Raw genomic sequence first — 940 nt, 5'->3', positions numbered from 1 at the left:
ATGGGAAGTATGACAAACTTGAGTGTTCTAGCTGATTTAAATTGGGCTCTGTTTAGCTACATTGGCTTAATGCTAATTGGTGCGATGACAATTCATGCGGGACTCTGTCGCGTTTTCAAGATTGATGTAGACACTTTCTTGGTCACATCTTCCGCAGCAATAATGTCTGTACCTTTTATTCCAGTGATTGTTGGAGCGCTTCGCAATCAAGCCTTATTGGTGCCCGGTTTTTGCGCGGCAATTATTGGCTATGTTCTCGGCAATTATTTAGGAATCGTCGTGGCAATATCGTTGAAATCTATCCTTTGATTGTAGGCTAAGCTTAGTATTGCCATTCGTCCTCAAACACGAACTCATCTAAGCTACGCTCTGTCGCCCACTCTTCCATAACGAGCATGGGCTTCTCATAGAAAGCATCTACATGACCAATGCATAGAATCGCGACAGGATGGCTGTCGGGCGGCATGTTTAAAACCGTTTTTAGCGCCTCAGGGTCAAAGATGGAGACCCATCCCATACCAATTCCCTCAGCACGCGCGGCAAGCCACATATTCTGAATAGCGCAAGACAACGAAGCCAAATCCATTTCTGGTAATGTTCGTCGCCCAAATACATGTTCATCACGCTTATCGGGCAGTGCCGCAACAATGACATCTGAACATTCTTTTAAACCCTCTACTTTGAGTTTAAGAAACTCAGCTTTGCGAGAGGCTAATGCAGCAGCGGTAAGATCGCGCTCATTCTCTACTAGCGTTTGAATCGCTTCACGCTTTTCAGTATTGCGAATTCGGATAAAACGCCACGGCTGCATTAAACCAACACTCGGAGCCATATGAGCCGCATATAGCAGCTTGCTAATAAGGTCTTCGGAAACCTTCTCGTTATTAAAATGCCGCATATCTCGGCGTTCCGCCATGACTTTATAAATGGCTGTTTTTTC

2 protein-coding genes are annotated in these 940 nt (G+C 45.1%); one reads left to right on the top strand and one right to left on the bottom strand.

Annotated features, from left to right (window positions below):
* The coding region (locus A3762_RS17530) for a DUF819 family protein (protein ID WP_068756862.1) at nt 1–309 on the top strand (309 nt) is incomplete at its 5' end.
* Between the two features lie 13 nt (nt 310–322).
* Here the strand turns inward: A3762_RS17530 and bluB are convergent.
* A partial coding sequence (gene bluB, locus A3762_RS17525) for a 5,6-dimethylbenzimidazole synthase (RefSeq protein ID WP_197469353.1) occupies nt 323–940 on the bottom strand: 618 nt, incomplete at its 5' end.

The organism is Oleiphilus sp. HI0125, from assembly GCF_001635355.1.
The sequence above is the reverse complement of the archived record's forward strand: the minus strand, read 5'-3'. Positions and strand labels throughout refer to the sequence as shown.